Source organism: Arthrobacter sp. 10N43 (assembly GCF_056394525.1).
Map to the genome: position 1 here is coordinate 296,168 of NZ_JBFTIA010000003.1, position 15,959 is coordinate 312,126.

The 15,959-nt window shown below is 66.7% G+C and carries 15 protein-coding genes; 5 read left to right on the forward strand and 10 right to left on the reverse strand.

The annotated features are described in order from the left end of the window. Window positions 1-16 precede the first annotated feature (16 nt). From AC1DDO_RS06200 to AC1DDO_RS06230, 7 genes are all read right to left on the reverse strand, one after another. Window positions 17-877, reverse strand: a complete 861-nt coding sequence (locus AC1DDO_RS06200) for a sugar phosphate isomerase/epimerase family protein (RefSeq protein WP_476867039.1) — start codon at window positions 875-877, stop codon at window positions 17-19. 82 nt (window positions 878-959) lie between these two features. Next, window positions 960-1,835, reverse strand: coding sequence for an ATP-binding cassette domain-containing protein (locus tag AC1DDO_RS06205; RefSeq protein WP_476867038.1), 876 nt, complete (start codon window positions 1,833-1,835; stop codon window positions 960-962). Next, complete coding sequence (locus AC1DDO_RS06210) at window positions 1,832-3,703, reverse strand: dipeptide/oligopeptide/nickel ABC transporter permease/ATP-binding protein (RefSeq protein ID WP_476867037.1); 1,872 nt, start codon at window positions 3,701-3,703, stop codon at window positions 1,832-1,834. Before AC1DDO_RS06210 ends, AC1DDO_RS06205 begins: the two co-directional genes overlap by 4 nt. Further along, the gene (locus AC1DDO_RS06215) at window positions 3,700-4,641 is read right to left on the reverse strand and encodes an ABC transporter permease (RefSeq protein WP_476867036.1); all 942 of its coding nucleotides are present in this window, start codon (window positions 4,639-4,641) and stop codon (window positions 3,700-3,702) included. The genes AC1DDO_RS06210 and AC1DDO_RS06215 overlap by 4 nt, the downstream gene beginning before the upstream one ends. Before the next feature lie 6 nt (window positions 4,642-4,647). After that, window positions 4,648-6,174 (reverse strand): ABC transporter substrate-binding protein, encoded by a 1,527-nt coding sequence (locus tag AC1DDO_RS06220; protein ID WP_476867035.1) that lies wholly within the window; start codon window positions 6,172-6,174, stop codon window positions 4,648-4,650. 208 nt (window positions 6,175-6,382) lie between these two features. Beyond that, the gene (locus tag AC1DDO_RS06225) at window positions 6,383-7,393 is read right to left on the reverse strand and encodes a Gfo/Idh/MocA family protein (RefSeq protein WP_476867034.1); all 1,011 of its coding nucleotides are present in this window, start codon (window positions 7,391-7,393) and stop codon (window positions 6,383-6,385) included. Next, window positions 7,390-8,235 carry a sugar phosphate isomerase/epimerase family protein gene (locus tag AC1DDO_RS06230; protein ID WP_476867033.1) on the reverse strand — a complete coding sequence of 282 codons (846 nt, stop codon included), beginning with the start codon at window positions 8,233-8,235 and terminating at the stop codon, window positions 7,390-7,392. Before AC1DDO_RS06230 ends, AC1DDO_RS06225 begins: the two co-directional genes overlap by 4 nt. Window positions 8,236-8,479: 244 nt before the next feature. On the opposite strand from AC1DDO_RS06230, the gene AC1DDO_RS06235 reads away from it, so the two are divergent. Both AC1DDO_RS06235 and nadE read left to right on the forward strand, forming a co-directional pair. Further along, window positions 8,480-9,508 (forward strand): LacI family DNA-binding transcriptional regulator, encoded by a 1,029-nt coding sequence (locus AC1DDO_RS06235; protein WP_476867032.1) that lies wholly within the window; start codon window positions 8,480-8,482, stop codon window positions 9,506-9,508. 195 nt (window positions 9,509-9,703) lie between these two features. Next, a complete protein-coding gene (nadE, locus tag AC1DDO_RS06240; RefSeq protein WP_476867031.1) occupies window positions 9,704-10,525 on the forward strand; it encodes an ammonia-dependent NAD(+) synthetase in 822 nt (273 codons plus the stop codon). Window positions 10,526-10,687: 162 nt separating this feature from the next. On the opposite strand, the gene AC1DDO_RS06245 is transcribed toward nadE, so the two are convergent. Beyond that, entirely contained in the window at window positions 10,688-11,458 is a 771-nt protein-coding gene (locus AC1DDO_RS06245; RefSeq protein WP_476867030.1) for an IclR family transcriptional regulator, read from the reverse strand. Window positions 11,459-11,681: 223 nt separating this feature from the next. Between AC1DDO_RS06245 and AC1DDO_RS06250 the strand changes: the two genes are divergently transcribed. From AC1DDO_RS06250 to AC1DDO_RS06260, 3 genes are read left to right on the forward strand one after another with little or no spacing between them, the layout of a single operon-like run. Next, window positions 11,682-12,428, forward strand: coding sequence for a CoA transferase subunit A (locus AC1DDO_RS06250; protein WP_476867029.1), 747 nt, complete (start codon window positions 11,682-11,684; stop codon window positions 12,426-12,428). Window positions 12,429-12,474: 46 nt separating this feature from the next. After that, complete coding sequence (locus AC1DDO_RS06255; RefSeq protein ID WP_476867028.1) at window positions 12,475-13,185, forward strand: CoA transferase subunit B; 711 nt, start codon at window positions 12,475-12,477, stop codon at window positions 13,183-13,185. Then, entirely contained in the window at window positions 13,182-14,387 is a 1,206-nt protein-coding gene (locus tag AC1DDO_RS06260) for an acetyl-CoA acetyltransferase (protein ID WP_476867027.1), read from the forward strand. The genes AC1DDO_RS06255 and AC1DDO_RS06260 overlap by 4 nt, the downstream gene beginning before the upstream one ends. Before the next feature lie 133 nt (window positions 14,388-14,520). On the opposite strand, the gene AC1DDO_RS06265 is transcribed toward AC1DDO_RS06260, so the two are convergent. Next, window positions 14,521-15,195, reverse strand: a complete 675-nt coding sequence (locus tag AC1DDO_RS06265; RefSeq protein ID WP_476867026.1) for an ankyrin repeat domain-containing protein — start codon at window positions 15,193-15,195, stop codon at window positions 14,521-14,523. Window positions 15,196-15,248: 53 nt separating this feature from the next. Further along, on the reverse strand, window positions 15,249-15,830 hold the full coding sequence (locus AC1DDO_RS06270; RefSeq protein ID WP_476867084.1) for a GlcG/HbpS family heme-binding protein: 582 nt from the start codon (window positions 15,828-15,830) through the stop codon (window positions 15,249-15,251). Window positions 15,831-15,959 lie beyond the last annotated feature (129 nt).

Consider the following 15,959-nt stretch of genomic DNA (forward strand, 5'->3'; position numbering starts at 1 on the left):
AGTCATTGGGGGTGGTCTAGAAAAGGTTCGAGTGGCCCATGGCCACGAGGTTGTCGTAGGAGGTCTGCAGGGCGTCCCACACGGTGCGCCCGTAGAGCTCGTCCTGCTCCACCAGCAGGTAGCGGGCACCGGCGGCCTGCGCGGCGGGAATGATGGACGGGAAGTCCAGGTTGCCTTCGCCCACTTCGGCGAACTGGACCACGTTCTTGAACTGGTCCATGAAGCCCATGAAGTCCCCGGAATCCAGCAGCCCGAAGGAGGATTCCGGCAATTCGCCGATCCGGTAGTCCTTCAGGTGGACCATGGCCGTGCGGCCGGCATACTTTTCCAGCGTGCGTACCGGGTCCAGGCCGCCGCGCTGCACCCAGTGGACATCGATTTCCATGCCCATGGCCGGGGAGTTCTCGGCGATGACGTCCAGCATGAACTTTCCGTCGAACTTCGCGAACTCGATGTGGTGGTTGTGGTAATACAGGCCCAGGCCCTGTTCCTGCAGGCGTTCGGCGTATTCGTTGGCCTGCTTGGCGAAGTCGATGACTGCGCCGATCGACTTCATCGCCGGGAACGGCAGCATGCCGATCCGCAGCAGCTTCGTGTCCAGGCGCTTGGCGTCCTCCACGATCTTCTCGAAGTGCTCGGCCAGCGAATCCCCGGGGCGGCCCTGGGGGATCTCCATGGCCACGGACAAGGCGGCGATGTCCATGCCCAGTTCGCTGCGGGAACGGTCCAGTTCAGCGACGTTCTCCGGCGTCATCGGGATCTGGGAGATCTCGACGGCGTTGTAGCCGATTGCGCTGACCTTGCGGAGCGTTTCAAACGCTCCGAGTTCGGTGAAGCTGTCTTTGAGCATCATCGCTTGTACGCCAATTGTGGACACTGTATTCCTCCGTGGTCTTCCGGGCCCCTCAGGGCCGCCTTGTCAGTCAGTTGATGCCTCTCCTTGGTGCATGCGCGCAGCGCTAGGCGAGGGCACCTGCCTGTTCTCTCTGTTGCCGCTGGATTTCCAGCAGCCGGTGGCGATCCGCCCGGCGTTCTTCCTGCCGGTCCGGATCGGGTACTGGGGACGCCAGCAGGAGCCGCTGGGTGTAGGGGTGGTCCGGATCGGTGGTGACGACGCCGGCCGGGCCTTGTTCGACGATCTCGCCGTGGTACATCACGGCGACGCGGTGGCTGATGTGCCGGACGACGTCGAGGTCGTGCGAGACGAACAGGTAGGACACTCCGGTGTCCTTCTGGATCTGCAGGAACAGGTCCAGCACGCGGGCCTGGGTAGAGAGGTCCAGTGCGCTGACCGGCTCATCGCAGACGATCAGCTTGGGCGAGAGCGCCAGGGCGCGGGCGATCGCCACCCGCTGGCGCTGCCCGCCGCTGAATTCGCGCGGCAGCCGGTTGATGGCATCCGAGGGCAGGCCCACCTGGTCCAGCAGTTCCTTCACGCGCTTTTTGGCTGCCGCGGCCTCCATGCCCTGCACGCCGAGGGGTTCGGCGAGGATGTCGCCGATCTCCAGGGCGGGGTTCAGCGAGGTGTACGGGTCCTGGAACACCACCTGCAGATCCCGGCTGAGGACCCGCCGGTCCTTGCGGGTGGCGTGGCTGATGTCCTTGCCGTCGAAACTGATCTTCCCGCCGGTCACCGGTGCCAGTCCCAGGATGGCCCGGCCCAGGGTGGTCTTGCCGGAACCGGACTCCCCCACCAGGCCCAGGGTTTCGCCCCGGCCGATGGTGATGTTGATGTCCGTCAGGGCGCGGAAGGGCTTGGCCCGGAAGTGTTTGCTGGGGTACTCCACCACCAGCTGGTCCACCGCGAGCAGCGGCGCGCTATCCGTGGTGCTCATGCGACTGACTCTTTCTGCCGGGTTGAAACGAGCATGGACATGGGTTCCTTGCCTTCAAGCATCGATGCCAGGAGCGTTTGTGTGTAGGGTTCCTGCGGATTGCGGAGGATGTCGCGCACGGATCCTTCCTCCACGAGCCGGCCGTTCTGCATGACCGCCACACGGTCGCAGAGGTCAGCGACCACGCCGAAGTTGTGGGTCACCAGGATCACGCCGATGTTCAGGCGCTGCTGGAGCTCGCGCAGGAGGTCCAGCACGTCGGCCTGCACCGTGACGTCCAAGGCCGTGGTGGGCTCATCGGCGATCACCAGGTCCGGCTCGCAGCTGATGGCTCCTGCGATCAGCACACGCTGGGCCATGCCCCCGGAGACTTCGTGCGGGTAGGCGGCGAAGGTCCGTTCCGGGTTGGCGATGCCGACGTCCGTGAGCAGTTTCAGTGCCCGCTTCCTCGCCTCGGCCTTGGAGATCCCGAGGACGCGCACCATGGGCGTCACCAGCTGGTAGCCGATGGTGAAGGCGGGGTCCAGGTTGCTCATGGGCTCTTGCGGAATGTAGGAAATCCGCTTGCCGCGCAGTTTGGACAGGCGTTCCTGGCTGACCCGTTCTTCGCCCGGGACCACGGTGTAGTTGCCGTCGAACTGGATGGAGCCGGCCACAATGCGGGCATTGTCCGGGAGCAGCCCGAGGATGGAGAAGGCGGTCTGGGACTTACCCGAGCCGGATTCGCCCACGATGCCCAGGATCTCGCCGCGGTCCACGTGGAAGGAGACGTCGTCCACTACCTTCTTGATGGAACCGTCCGCCTGGGGATAGCCGACGCCGAGATTGGTCACCTTGACCAGGTGGTGCTCGGTTCCGGTTTCGACGGCGACCGCGGGCCTCCCGCCAGCGGCACGTACTGTGCGCGCGGCGGCGGGCGCCGCCGTCGAGCCTTCCAGCGTTGCCTTTTTCTTGCGGTGCCTGATCTTTTCGCCGTCCTCGAGGGCGTCGCGGACGGCGTTGCCCAGCAGGACGAGGGCTCCGATGGTCAGTGCCATGGCAAGCGCCGGCCAGAACAGCAGGGTCGGGTTCAGGTAGACGTTCTTGAAGCCCTCGGAGAGCATGACGCCCCAGGTTGCCCTGGTGGGATCGCCCAGGCCGAGGAATTCCAGGCCGGACTGGATGGCGATGGCCACCCCGGCGATGGCCGCGGTCTGGATGATGATGGGGGCCCGCACCACGGAGAAGATGTGCCGCGCGATGATGCTCAGGTCCGAAAGTCCGGAGACCCGGGCGGCGTCCACGTACAGCTCGTTGCGGACCGACTGGACGGCCGTGCGGGTCAGCCGGAAGTAGGACGGGCTGATGAGGATGCCGAAGGCGATCATGGAGATCCACACCGAGGGGCCAAAGGCTGCCCGGATGGTCAACAGCACGATCAGCCCGGGAAGGCTCATCAGGATGCTGACCACCCAGTTGGAGACGGCCTCGAACTTGCCGGCGTAGTAGCCGGCGATCAAGCCGGCCGGCAGGCCGATGCCAATGGCCACTCCGGCGCAGAGCAGGGCGGAGAGCAGGGTCAGCTGCGCACCGAACAACAGGCGGCTCCAGACATCGCGCCCGGCGCTGTCCGTGCCCAGGATGTTGACCGAATCCGGGGCGGCGAGCGTCTTGGCAATGTTGGCGTAGTTCTGGTCGAAGGGCGCCAGGACCGGAGCCAGGATGGCCAGGAGCGCGACCACCAGCAGGATGGTCGTGGCCACGATGCCCAGGGGGTTCTTGAACAGGCGCCGGATGACGGTGGAACGGACCACCGTTCCGCTCTGCCCTGCATGAATCGGGGCTTGGGGTGCGGCGGCGGTGGCCGCGGTTTCTACAGAATCGCTCATGACACACGTACCTTCGGGTTGAGCCAGCCATTGAGGATGTCGACCAACAGGTTCACGACAATGACGACGACGACCGTGTACATCACGACGCCCATCACCACCGGGAGGTCCGACTGGCCGGTAGCGGCGACTGCCAGCGGGCCCATGCCGGGAAGGGCGAAGATCTGCTCGATGATCACCACGCCGCCAAGCATGCCGATCAGCTGCAGGCTCAGGACGGTCAGGCCGGCCGGGGCGGCGCTGCGCAGGACGTGCTTGAACAGGATTTCGCGCTCGCCGATCCCGCGGCTGCGCAGGGTGCGGACGTAGTCACGCTCGAGTTGCTTGATGACGGCGCTGCGGATCTGCTGCGCGCCGCCGGTGACGCCGTTGATGAGCAGGGCAATCACCGGAAGCGACATGGAATAGACCCACGCGTCGGCCCCCGCGTCCGGGGAGATGGTGCTGGTGGCCGGGAAGAGGCCCAGCTGGATGGCCAGGATGGTGACCAGGATGACGCCGATGACGAACCCTGGAATGGAGTCGCCGATGATGGCGCCAACCTGGACCACCCTGTCCACCCAGCCGCGCTTGACCGCTGCGGCAACACCGATCAGTGCCGCACAAATGGCGATCAGGATCATTGCGGCGAAGACCATGGTCATGGTCACCGGGATCCGGCTGGCCAGGGAGTTGGCCACCGGTTCCGAGGTGAACCAGGAAGCACCAAGGTTGCCGCTCAAGGCGTCGAGAACCCAGGCGAGGTAGCGGACCAGCAGTGGCTGGTCCAGCCCCAACTCGTGTTCTTTCAGCGCCACCTGCTCAGCGGTGGCCTGGTCGCCCAGGATGTTCCGGCCGATGCTCCCGCTGGAGGTATACAGCAGGAAGAAGGTGAGTGCCGAGACAACAACCAGCACCACCAGCCCGCTGCCCAGCCTTTTCGCAATGAACCTAATCATGGGGTCCTACTTGGCCGGTGAGTAGTTGTAGATGGACGGGACCGCCTGCTGGATCTGCGGCGTTACGTTCACCTTGGCGTTGTGGTAATACATCTGGTTCACCCGGAAGAGGGGCGCGAACCATGCCTGCTCCACCACGTACTTGTTGACCTCCTGGGCCAGCTTGCCCGCGTCGGCACCGCCGGCGCGCACGGCCTCAATCTTGGCGTCCAGCTCCGGCGTCGCGTTCTTGAACGGGTTGTAGAGCGCTTTGGTGGAGATGATCTGGTTGACGGCAACCGTCGGCTGGCCCTGGAAGAGGGAGAAGTACATGGTGGTGAACTTCTGCGCGGCAACATCGGAGGTGAAGGTGTTGGTCAGCGCGGCGCCCACCTTCAGGGTGATGCCAACGTCTGCGAGCTGCTGCTGGACCACCGAAATCTGGGTTTCGAAGCCGGGAACACTCGGGATTTCCAGGGTTACGCCGCTTTCGTAGCCGGCTTCCTTCAGCAGCTGCTTGGCCTTGGCCGGGTCGTAGGTGTAGTAGTTCTCCAGCGCTTCGGTCCAGGCACCGCTGGCCTTGCCGAACGGCTGGGACGTCGGGGTTCCCTGGCCCAGCATGACCTGGTCCAGGATGGTCTTGCGGTCAAAGGCGTAGTTGATGGCCTGGCGGACCTTGACGTTCTGCAGTGCGGGGTTCTTGGCACCGTCCCGGTCCAGGAGGAGCAGGCCCTGCCAGTCGACCTCGTTGGCGGCCAGCTGCATCTTGGCGCCCTCGGCCTGCTTGCCGGTCTTCGGGTCCAGGATGGTGGCGTCCACCTGGCCGGAGACCAGGGCGTTGGTGCGGGCAGTCAGGTCGGTCAGGATCTTGAACGTGAGTTTCTGGTACTTCTGCAGGTCCTTATTCCAGTAGTCCTTGCGGGCCGTGAACACCGTCTGGGAGTCCTTGACGGACGCTGCCTTGTCCATCACGTAGGGGCCGGATCCGACCGGTTCGGTCTTGATGCCCTCGGTGCCGAGCGCCTTGGGGCTGCCCATCAGGCCCGCGGCCTGGCTGAGGAAGTATTCCAGGGCCGGGTCCGGGGCAGTGAGGTTGATGTCAATGGTGTCCGCGTCCACAACAGCGACGTCCTGGACGGAGGCAAGCTGGGCCATCTGCGGGCCGTTGGCCTTCTTGAAGTGGTCCATGTTGGCCTTGGCGGCCGCTGCGTCGAACTTGGCCCCGTCACTGAAGGTGACATCGGTGCGCAGATCCACGGTCAGCTTGGTGTTGGCGGCGTTGTACTTCCACGCCGTGGCCAGCATCGGGCTGAGCTTTCCGTCCGGCTGGCGCAGGATCAGGGTGTCATAGACGGCCTGGTAGGGCTGGAGGACGTGTCCGACGTGTGCCTGGGCGGGGTCCCAGGACCGGACGTCCTGGATGGTGCCGATCGTCAGGGCTGTTGCCGCAGTGCCTGAGGCCGCGCCGGAATTGGCGGTGCCACCGCACGCGGTCAACGCCATCGCCGCGCTGAGGATGAGGGCGGACGCTGCCGCCTTGGGACCTAACTTCATTGTTGGCTCCTTTGAATCTGTGGGACCTGATGTTTACGAATCAGGCCGGTGTGGCGTGGGCCACACCGGCCTTGTGAGATTCAGAGTACGCAGTGTTGCCGATCTTGGCAACCGATTGTCAAAGGAGTTGCAACATTACTTTTGAAAATGTGCAAAGGGACAGCTCAAATGGGGCACAAGGGAAGCGCAACCGGTTGTATTTGAAGGCTCAGGAAACCTGCGCCACGGACTCCGGGTAGCTCTGCCGGTAGACATCCTTGATGATCCGCAGCGACTTCTCGGCCTCTGCCGGGCTGATCCAGAAGGGCTCCGCCTCGTCCAGCCGGCCATAGAAGTCGTTGATCAGCAGCTCGTGCGAGACACCCCAATAGGACCGGCCGCCGGATTCGCTCTGGCGCTCCGGGATGAGGTCCACCCGCCCGTCCGCATGCGTCACCGTGAGGTCTCCCCGCAGGCTCAGCACGGCATTCTCGGTCACCACATCGAGTGTCACCGGCGCGTTGAAGGCATTGGCCAGGGTGGCATAGAACGCGCTGCGGGCACCGTTGGCGTGCTCCGCAACGAATTCAGCGGTGTCTTCGACCTCGATGGTGCCGCCCAGGAACCGCGTGGACGTATTGCCCGTCACGGTGACCACGTCGCCCACCAGCCATTGCAGCAGGTCCACGGTGTGGATGGCCTGGTTCATCATCAGCCCGCCGCCACCGCCGGCCCAGGTCCCCCGCCACGGCCGGGTTTGGTAGTACTCGGCGGAGCGCTGCCACATCACCGTTGCGGACGCCCCCACCACGGCCCCCAACTCGCCCGAGGACAGCAGGGCGTGCATGGCCTGCGCCGTCGCGTTGTAGCGGTTCTGGAAGCACACCGCGATTTTCGCCCGGTCTGCCGAGGCTGCCTCAACCAGCCGCCTGCCCTCCGCCAGGGTATGCGCCAGCGGCTTCTCGACGATGACGTTGACGCCGCGTTCCAGGCAGTCCGCCGCCACCGAGGCGTGCTGGTCATGCGGGGTGCAGATGTGCACCACGTCCGGCCGAACCGCCTCAACCAGGCTCAGGTGGTCGGCGAATCCGGGGACCCCGTACGCGGCCTCCGCGGCGGCCAGCCGCTGCGGATCCGAGTCGCAGACAGCAACCAGCGTGGCGCCGTCGAGCTTTGCCACCGCCTCGAAGTGCACTGCGGAAACATCGCCGCAGCCGATGACCGCCGCCGTCTTATTCAAGAGAGTTCAACCCCGTTTTTTGCCGCGAGCGCCGCGAAGGCGCGCGCCGCGACGCCGAACGCCACCGGACCCGAGAAGCCGCCCAGCTCGTGCGCGCTGGCCAGGTGCGGTTCCAGCGAGGCGAAGCCGGAGTACCCGTCCGCCGCGAGGGCGGCGATGGTGGCGTCGAGCTCGCCGTCGCCCTGGCCGGAGGGCACCACTTCACCGGTGGTGGCGAGCGCGTCCTTGACCTGGAAGTACTCGAGGTAGGGACGGAGCATGGCGTAGCCCTCGGTGAAGGGCTTAACGCCCACCTGGACGAAGTTGGCGTTGTCCCATGCGATACGCAGCGCGGGTGAGTTCACCGACTCCATGATGTCCAGAACGCGCTGCGGGGTATCGCCGTAGATGCCCTTTTCATTTTCATGCAGCAGGACGACGCCGGATTCCTCGGCGAGCGCCGCAAGGGCGCCCATGCGGACCAGGACGTCCCCGCGGATGTCTTCAGCGCTGCGGTCTTCCGCCCGGAAGAAGGAGAAGATGCGGACGTACTTGGTCTCCAGCCCCCTGGCCACGGAAATGATCTGGCGGAGCCGTTCGAGTTCGTGCTCCACCGGCAAGCTGATGTCCACTTTGCCGATGGGGCTGGCCACGGCCGAGACCTTCAGGCCCTTCTCATCGAGGATTTCCTTGAGCCGGGCAACCTGTTCTGGCTCCAGTTCGGAGACGTTGGTGCCCCACGCGCTGCGCACCTCGATGTGGCTGGCGCCCAGTGCCAGCAGCACGGCGGCCTGAACTGCCGGATCCGGATCTATTTCGTCGCCGAAGCCTGAGAGTGGCCAGACTGTTGGGGTTTTGCTCACGCGGATCTCCTGGGTTTCGCGGCCGCCGCGGGCAGCTTCCGGCTCCAGCCGGCTCCAGCGCGGTGACGCAGTTCACAAACGGTGTAAGGCCCAGTCTAGCTAGGGCCGCCATTGATTGACAACCGATTGCCAAACTTTGACAATCTGTGGCATTCTTGGCTGAGCGGCTCTGTGGCGACAGTCACAGGAGCGCCCATCCGACCCGGCCATCACGGCCCGGCCACCACGTTCAGAGAGGAGCGCCGTGGCTACGACGCAACCAGCAGCAGTGGACCGCCCGGCCACCATCCATGACATCGCCGCGCTCTGTGGTGTGGCGGCCTCCACCGTTTCCCGGGCGCTTTCCACCCCGGACCGCGTCAACATCAGGACGCGGCAGCGGATCGAGGCGGCCGCGGCCCAGCTGCACTACACGCCCAACAGCCAGGCGAAAGCGCTCAGTTCCGGCCGCACCGGCGCGGTGGGGGTCCTGGTCCCGGATATCACCAACCCGTTCTACTTCGACCTCATCCGGGGCACCCAGCTCCAGCTCAAGGCGGCCGGGTACACCCAGCTGCTGGTGGACACCGAGGAATCCGACGAGGTCGAGGCCAGCACCGTGGAGCAGCTGCGCAAGAGCGCCGACGGCATCATCGTCGCCGCATCCCGGCTCACCGACGACGCCCTCCTGGACGCGGCGGCCAAGATGCCCATGGTCGCCATCAACCGTGACGTTCCCGGCGTTCCCGCGGTTCTGATCGACACTCCGTCCGCCACCGGCCAGGCCCTGGACCACCTGATCTCACTCGGACACACCCACGTGGCCTATGTGGCGGGCCCGCTGACATCGCAATCCAGCGAACGGCGGTGGACTGCGCTGTCCGAGGCGGCCGAGGAGCGCGGCGTGCAGGTCCGCCGGCTCGGCCCGTTCGCCCCCAAGACACAGTCCGGCGCGGCGGCAGCGGACGCCGCGGTGCACAGTGGCGTCACGGCATGCATCGCGTTCAACGACCTGATCGCCATCGGCATGCTCCAGCGCCTGCGCGAGCGCGGCATCCGCGTACCCGAGGACATGAGCATCGTGGGCTGCGACGACATCTTTGGCGCGGACTTCTGCAATCCGCCGCTGTCCACCATGGCCTCCCCGATCGAACAGGCCGGCCGCGTGGCGGTCTCCATGCTGCTGGCCCAGCTGAACCCGCTCGCCGGCGGCGGCATCCGGAACCGGTCCGTGATGCCCACCCACCTGACGGTCCGCGGCTCGACTGGGCCGGCGCGGCAGGACGAGCGCTAGTCCGATTCGAGTGGGCGGGCTCGGCGGGGCCCCGTTTTCACGGCGGTTCCGGCCAGGTGCGCCGGCTTCGGACCGCTGCGCAGGGGACCCGGGCAGCGCGTGTCCGAAAACGTAGCGGCCACCCGGATCCGCAGCCCGCGCCGAGCCGGCCGCAACAGTTGAGGGTTGTTGACAGCGCTGGCTAGGCTGTGAGGCATGCGTGAACTCCAGGCGAAGATCATCGAGGAAATGGGCGTGCAGCCCCGGATCGACCCCGCCGGGGAGGTGCGCAAACGCGTGGCGTTCCTCAAGGAATACCTGAAGGCCACCCACACCAAGGGCTTCGTCCTGGGCATCTCCGGTGGCCTGGACTCTTCCCTGGCCGGACGGCTGGCCCAGCTGGCAGTCGAGGAGCTGGAGGCCGAGGGCGTCGAGGCCAACTTCGTGGCGGTACGGCTCCCCTACGGTGTCCAGCACGACGAGGACGACGCCCAGGCTGCCCTGGACTTCGTGCGCGCAAAGACCGAATGGACGTTCAACATCTCCGCGGCCGTGGACGGCTTCGAGGACGAGTTCCAGAAGACCGTAGGCGCGGAGATCTCCGATTTCCACAAGGGCAACACCAAGGCCCGGACCCGGATGATCGCCCAGTATGCCCTGGCCGGCGAGCACAACTACCTGGTGATCGGCACGGACCACGGCGCCGAATCCGTGACCGGCTTCTTCACCAAGTTCGGCGACGGCGGAGCAGACATCCTGCCGCTGTTCGGACTGAACAAGCGGCAGAACCGTGCGCTGCTGGCCGATCTCGGCGCTCCGGCCCGGATCTGGGAAAAGATCCCCACCGCGGACCTGCTGGACGGCAAGCCCGGCCGCACCGACGAGGACGAGCTCGGCCTGGGCTACGACACGATCGATGACTACCTCGAGGGCCGCGACGTACCCGACGCCGCTGCCGAACGGATCGAGGCGATGTACCTGCGGACCCGCCACAAGCGCACCGTCCCGGTGACGATTTTCGACACCTGGTGGAAATAGCCGTCGTTCCAGGGGCACTTTGAGCCAGAGCCTCGTGGCGCGGCGGCGATCCGGGGGCACTTTGAGCCCCGGATAACCTGCTGAAGCGCCCCACTCTGGCGTGTCCGCGCCAATGTGCCCCGGGACGGCTTGTGACCCGCGACGCCGGGCTCCTGCTGACCGCTAGGCCTGCAGCAGCGTCGAGATGCGGTGGGCCTCGTCCATGAGCAGCCGCCCCAGCTGCGGGCGCCGGTCTTCCCGGAAGCGCGGCTCGATGCCGGTCAGCGAGAGCGCCCAGGCCGGAAGCCCGCGCTGGTTGAAGACCGCCGCGGCCATCCCCCAGCTGCCTTCCAGGACCAGTCCGGGGTTGACCGAATAGCCGGCCTGCCGCGTCGCTTCCAGGTTCTCCCTGACGAGCGCTTCGGTGTGCGCGGCCGCAAAGCTGCCGGCGTGGACTGCCCAGTTCCCGAGCAGTTCTTCCTGCTCTTCGTCCGGCAGGAACGCCATAATGGCGGTGCCCGCGGAGGCCACGCCCAGCGGAAACCGGACGCCCTCGTGCAGCACGAACGATCGGACCGGGAAGCTGCCTTCCTCCCGCAGCAGGCACACCGTCTCGTTGCCGCGGCGGATGGAGAAAAACGCGCTCTCGCCGGTCTCTTCGGCGAGGCGGCGAAGACTCGGCCTTGCGATCTCTTCCAGGGGGAAACGCGCCGAGGCCACGGACCCCAGCAGCAGGATCTCCGGGCCCAGGACCCAGTTGCCGCTGCCCGGATCCTGGTCCAGCAGGCCCTCGGCTGCCAGGGAGCTCAGCAGGCGGTGCACCGTGGGGCGGGTCAGTCCAGATTCGCGCACGAGCTCCACCAGCGGACAGCCCTCGGGTTTCCGGCCGACCAGGCGCAGCAGGCTGGCTGCCCGGCTGACCACCTGGGCGCCCTGGATCGGTGTCGCATTCATTTCTGACCTCACGTCATTTCGGGAACTCATCGTGCGAATATCCACATAGTGGATACTCGCAAGCATAGCGTCCACACTGTAAAACTCCGCCATTTTGCGGGAATTTTTCGCATTGACAGTGGTCCGCGACACACCATAGGCTCCTTCATCAGACATGGAGTCCACAAAGTGGATTGCAACGTGGGACCAAGTGGAATCAAGAAGAGCTCAATGAGGAGATGCAATGTCAAAGGTGAAATCCGGGGCGGCGGCCGCGCTGCAGGACGTGTTGCGGGACGGTATGACGCTCGCCGTCGGCGGTTTCGGCCTCAGCGGGATCCCCGCTGACCTGATCGAGGCCGTGCGGGACTCCGGGGTGAAGGACCTGACGGTGGTATCCAACAACATGGGCGTGGACGGCAAGGGCCTCGGCGTACTGATCGAAGGCGGCCAGGTCCGCAAGGTGATCGCGTCCTATGTCGGGGAAAACAAGCTTTTCGCGGAGCAGTACCTCGCCGGCCAGCTGGAGGTGGAGTTCACCCCGCAGGGCACCCTGGCCGAGCGGCTGCGCGCCGGCGGTGCCGGCATCCCGGCCTTCTACACCAAGACCGGCGTGGGCACCCTCGTCGCCGAAGGCAAGCCGCTCGCGGAGTTCGACGGCGAGACGTTCGTCCTGGAGCGCGCAATCAAGGCCGACGTCGCGCTGGTCCACGCACACACGGCCGACACCGACGGCAACCTGATCTACCGCTACACCGCGCAGAACTTCAACCCGGTGGTGGCGACGGCCGGCGCGGTGACGGTCGCCGAGGCCGAGGTGATTCTCGAGCCCGGCCAGCTGGACCCGAACCACATCATCACCCCCGGCGTGTTCGTCCAGCGCCTGGTCCAGGCCAGCGCCCGGGTCAAGGACATCGAGCAGCGGACCGTCCGCGCCCGCCCTGAAGCGGCAGCGGAAGCGGCGCACGCCGCATCCGCCGTCGCCGTCTAACCGGGCCTGAGCGCCGCCCCCAACCCCACGTTTTAGGAGAACCACCATGGCTTGGACCCGAGATGAAATGGCTGCAATCGCGGCCGCAGAACTGAACGACGGCGACTACGTCAACCTTGGCATCGGCATCCCCACGCTGGTGGCCAACAACCTGCCCGACGGCGTCCGCGTTGTCCTGCAGAGCGAGAACGGGCTGCTCGGCATGGGCCCGTTCCCCTATGAGGGCGAGGAAGACGCGGACCTGATCAACGCCGGCAAACAGACCGTCACGGTCCTGCCCGGCGGCAGCATCTTCGACTCCGCAACCTCGTTCGGTATGATCCGCGGCGGCCACGTGAAGGTCGCGATCCTGGGCGCCATGCAGGTCTCCGGGAACGGCGACCTCGCCAACTGGACCATCCCCGGCAAGATGGTCAAGGGCATGGGCGGCGCCATGGACCTGGTGGCCGGCACCCCGCGCGTCGTGGTGCTCACCGAGCACAACGCCAAGGACGGCACCGCCAAGATCGTCACCGAATGCACGCTGCCGCTCACCGGCCTGAGCTGCGTGGACCGCATCATCAGCGACCTCGCGGTCTTCGACCTGGACAAGCCTGAAAACGAAACAGGCGGCGGCCGGCAGCTCACGCTCACCCGCCTCGCGCCCGGCGTCACCGTCGAAGAGATCCGCGAAAAGACCGAGGCGGCGTTCGATGTCGCCCTCGAAGCACTTGAAGTAACCGAAGAGACAACAGCATTCGAAGGAGCCACGGCATGAGCCTGAAGGAACAGTTCGGCAAGGACGTCCTGCTCACCGGCTGGGGACACAGCCGCTTCGGCAAACTCACGGACGAGACCCTGGAATCCCTGATCGTGCAGGTGGCCACGGAGGCGATCGGCAACGCCGGGATCGAGCCGGGCCAGATCGACGAAATCTACCTGGGCCAGTTCAACTCCGGCATGATGCCGCTGGCCTTCCCCTCCTCCCTCGCGCTCCAGGTCTCGGAGCAGCTGGCCAACGTCCCGTCCACCCGGGTCGAGAACGCCTGCGCCTCCGGCTCCGCCGCGTTCCAGCAGGGCACCAAGTCCCTGCTGGCCGGCACCGCCAAGACCCTGCTCGTCATCGGTGCCGAAAAGATGACCCAGGCCGGGGCCGACGTCGTGGGCGCGGCGTTGCTCGGCGCGGACTACGACATGGCCGGCAAGGCCTCCACCACGGGGTTCACCGGACTCTTCGCCGAGGTCGCCAAGCACTACGGGAAACGCTACGGCGACGGAAGTCTCGGCGACGGCTCCCTCGGCGACGTCCTGGGCACCATCGCGGCGAAGAACCACCGCAACGGCGTCGACAACCCCTACGCCCAGCTCCGCAAGGACCTCGGTGAGGAATTCTGCCGCACCGTCTCGGACAAGAACCCGATGGTGGCAGACCCGCTGCGCCGCACCGACTGCTCCCCCGTGTCCGACGGCGCCGCCGCCGTCGTCCTCAGCGTTGCCCCCACCGGCGGCACCACCGCCCCGGTGCGGCTCGCCGGCTTCGGCCAGGCGAACGACTTCTTCCCGGCCGAGCGCCGGGACCCGACCGAATTCGCCGCCACGCGCGCCTCCTGGCAGCGCGCCCTGGCGATGGCCGGCGTCGGGCTGGATGACCTCGACTTCGCCGAGGTCCACGACTGCTTCACCATCGCCGAACTGCTGATGTACGAGGCCATGGGCCTGACCGAACGCGGCCAGGGCGCCCGGGCGCTCGAGGAAGGCTGGGTCTTCAAGGACGGCAAGCTGCCGGTCAACGTCTCCGGCGGGCTCAAGGCCAAAGGCCACCCCGTCGGCGCGACCGGCGTCTCCCAGCACGTCATCGCCGCCATGCAGCTCACCGGCACCGCCGGAGCCATGCAACTGGCCAACCCGCGCCGGGCCGCGGTGCAGAACATGGGCGGTGTGGGCATCGCGAACTACGTCAGCGTCCTCGAAGCCGTCTAAGGACTCGGCCGCCTAAGGGACTGGGCCGCGGACACCAAGGCGCCGCCGAATATCCCCACCTTTTGACGCACTCCACCGGCGTGTTCCGCGTCGCCGGGCGGACCGGAGCCGCGAAGGTGGGGAGATTCCGCACTCACCGCGGCTGGCTCCGTTCCCGGATCAGCTTCGCGATGGCCCGGAACCCCAGCCGTTCCGCGTTGTCCAGGGCTGTGCGGCCTTGGGGGTCGCGGATGCCGGGGTCCGCGCCGGCATCGAGGAGCTGGCGCACGACTTCCTGCTGGGGTGGCCCGCCATTGTTGAGCAGGATGGCTTCCTGCACGGCCGTCCAGCCCAGATTGTTGACGTGGTTCACGGGCACGCCCGCAGCGATCAGGATCCGTACGGTGTCAGCGTGCCCGTGTTCACTCGCCGGAATCAGTGCCGTTCCCCCGTAGCGGTTGGTGCTCCGCACGTCCGCGCCGGCGGCCAACGTCAGCCGGAGCACCTCGTTGAACCCCTCCGCCCCGGCGTAGAGGAACGCCGAGTCCTGGATGGCGTCCTTGGCGTTGACGTTGCCCCCGGCCCGGATGAGCTCCGCCACGGCCCCGGCATCATTGGACTTTGCGGCCCGGATCAGTCGCTGGTCGAGGTCAGCCTGCGCCTCTGGTGACAGGGCGGGACGCGTACTGGCGGCCGGCGCCGCCACCGTTGAAGGCGCCGTCACCGTTGAAGGACCTGACGACGGCGGTGACTCCAGCGGGCCGGGATCTCCGCCGGCCCGGCACGATGCCAGGCAGGCGGCCAGGACTGCCGGTGCGATGAATGCCACGGATGCCTTCCGCACCCGCCGCCATGTCCGGAACCGCTTCATGAACCCGGAGCCTACTTCGAGGTCCCGGCAGCGATCGCCTGGGCGCCGGCCGTTGCGCACGCTTCGTCCAGCATGCCGTCCGGGGCGCCGCCCACGCCGATCCCGGCCACGGAGACCCCGTTGACCTTGAGCGGGACTCCGCCGGCCAGGAAGAGTGTGCCGGGGAGGTCCGCGATGCTGGGACCGTTGCCGTTAATGCGCTTGGCAAGTTCGCTGGTGGGCGTGCCAAAGGCTGCAGCCGTGTAGGCCTTCTGCTGCGCCGCTTCAATGGTGTGCTCGGCAGCGTTGTCGCCGCGGAGCAAAGCCTGCACGGTCCCGAACCTGTCCACCACGGCCACCGTGACGAACGGCAGCTTGTCCGCCTGGCACTTGGCCAGCGCGGCCTTGACCGCGTCCGCGGAGGCGCCGACGCTGATCCGGTTCTGGGCAACCACGGTTTCGGGAACCGGCTGGATGTCGACGGCGGGAGCGGCGGCGGGAGCGGCCGCCTCCGCAGGAGCAACGGCTGAGGTGCCGGCGTTGGCCGCGGCCGTCAGCCCGCCCGTCAGGAGCAGCGCTCCCACAGCAGCGGATGCGGCGATTTTCTTGGACATCTTCACGGGTACTCCTTGGAATCAGGTTCTGGGGACTGCCCGGATTCGTGCCCCGGGCCTGAAATCCATGCTTCCGCCCGGGACCCTGGCAGGGCATCGGGCGTTAGTCTGCCGCAGCCTCCCCCATCG